General features: G+C 31.0%; 2 protein-coding genes and 2 pseudogenes. 1 reads left to right on the top strand and 3 read right to left on the bottom strand.

Going from position 1 to position 1,656, the window contains the following annotated elements; genetic code table 11:
• Window positions 1-251: hypothetical protein (locus ABZA26_RS14575; RefSeq protein WP_372715214.1), on the bottom strand; the 251-nt coding region annotated here is incomplete at its 3' end.
• Between the two features lie 229 nt (window positions 252-480).
• Between ABZA26_RS14575 and ABZA26_RS14570 the strand changes: the two are divergent.
• Window positions 481-606 (top strand): annotated as a pseudogene (locus tag ABZA26_RS14570) (transposase); the annotation flags it as partial.
• Between the two features lie 80 nt (window positions 607-686).
• On the opposite strand, the pseudogene ABZA26_RS14565 reads toward ABZA26_RS14570, so the two are convergent.
• Both ABZA26_RS14565 and ABZA26_RS14560 read right to left on the bottom strand, forming a co-directional pair.
• Window positions 687-1,269: pseudogene (locus ABZA26_RS14565) on the bottom strand (redoxin domain-containing protein).
• Window positions 1,270-1,366: 97 nt separating this feature from the next.
• On the bottom strand, window positions 1,367-1,656 hold a 290-nt coding region (locus ABZA26_RS14560; RefSeq protein WP_372715213.1), incomplete at its 5' end, for a hypothetical protein.

Here is a 1,656-nt window from a genome sequence, read left to right as displayed (position 1 = left end):
TCATACAGTTCAATAATTTCTTTTGAAAACCCTTCTATTTTAATATTTTTCATCTTTTTTTTATATTCATAATTTATTAGATGATTTTTTATATTAGGGGTTATTTCTGTAGCTAATTCAAGAAGAAGAGAATCTTTTTCATTTTCATTTTTGATTATTGATTTTTTTTTAATTTTTTTTAAAGGTTCTATTTCATGTTCAATAACTTTATTAACTTCTTCTAAAGCAAATTTTATGATTTCAGAATTCATTTTAAGCTCCCATTTTCATATATTAATTTTCTGACTTCCCCTACTAAAATTTTTTCATATAAACTAATCCTCTTAAAGTATACTACAAAAACAAAAAATAGTATCCCCTAACTTTCTCTCATCTTTTTTTTTATTTTTATCAATATCAGCATATGTTTTGAACTTTTTATAACAGTCTTCATATGAATTCTTCTTTGTAACTATTGATTTCTAGGTTTTTGATAGCAAAACTAATGTATTGGCAGAAGGAATAAACAACAAAATAAAAGTAATAAAAAGACAATCTTATGAGATGATAAAATTCGAAAATTTAAGAAATTTGCTTATATTAAGAATTTCCTCCTCCAATTGGTAAAAATCCATAAAAAATACTAAATAAAAAGACACTAAATTTGTAGTGTCTTTTTAAGATTAATAAAACATACTCGTCTACAACTAGTCGGCATCTGAAACTTTCCAATTTTTCCACACATTTCCCACAAGCTCATTATTTGGTTTCAGTATTTTCTTACCAGGCTACCATCCTGAAGGAGTGGCTTCAGTACCCTTGGAATTTCTTACAACCCGAAAGGCTTGCAGTGGTCTTATACTTTCAGCGAAATTTCTTCCCACCCTGGTCTGAAAGCATAGGGTAAGGAATTCCCCCATCAACCATCTTAGATAATTCATTATCGTTCCACATCTTATGCACGAACACACTGTCTAAGCTGACTGAAAGAACTTCTGCACCTAGATCTTTAAACTGGTTGTACTTATCAGCAACTGCTGATATTTCTGTCGCTCAGACAAAAGTAAAATCTCCCGGATAAAAACAAAGCAATACCCACTTACCTTTAAATTCAGACAGACTAAATTGCTTAAAAGCTCCCTTATAATATCCTGCTAATTCAAAATCCGGTGCTGGTTTTCCTAATTAAACCATACTTCTTATCTCCTTATTTTCTCTTATTACTTCCATCTTTGGCTTTTTCATAGCGGAAGTTGGCCGTGCACATCCAGGATTAAAATCTTGTGGTATTTGAATTACACCTCCTAAAAAATTTATGTATTTTATTAATCTCTACATTATGATTTATACTTAATGAAGGAATCTTTGCAAATTATGTGTAGTAAATTTAATCTGGTAATATAAATGCAATAACTATAAAGAGTATGCCTATCCCTCCTGCAACAACTATCCCAGAAATAGTAGGAAATAGAGCAGTGCTTCCTTTGACATTAGTTACAGCCAAAGTCATCGTTCCTCCTAGATCCAAAAATAAGACTGAATCTTTAATTTTTTCATATACAAGAGTCAGAAATAATGCACCAATCGTTCCTCCTAGAACAAATGAAAGTGCGTCTTTTCTACCTTCTCCAAGGGCAACCAAACCTGTTCCTGGGCAAAATCCAGATATAGCCCAAC

The organism is Ilyobacter sp., from assembly GCF_041583315.1.
GTDB lineage: Bacteria > Fusobacteriota > Fusobacteriia > Fusobacteriales > Fusobacteriaceae > Ilyobacter.
Note: the sequence above shows the minus strand (reverse complement) of the source record. Positions and strands in the feature narration are given on the sequence as shown.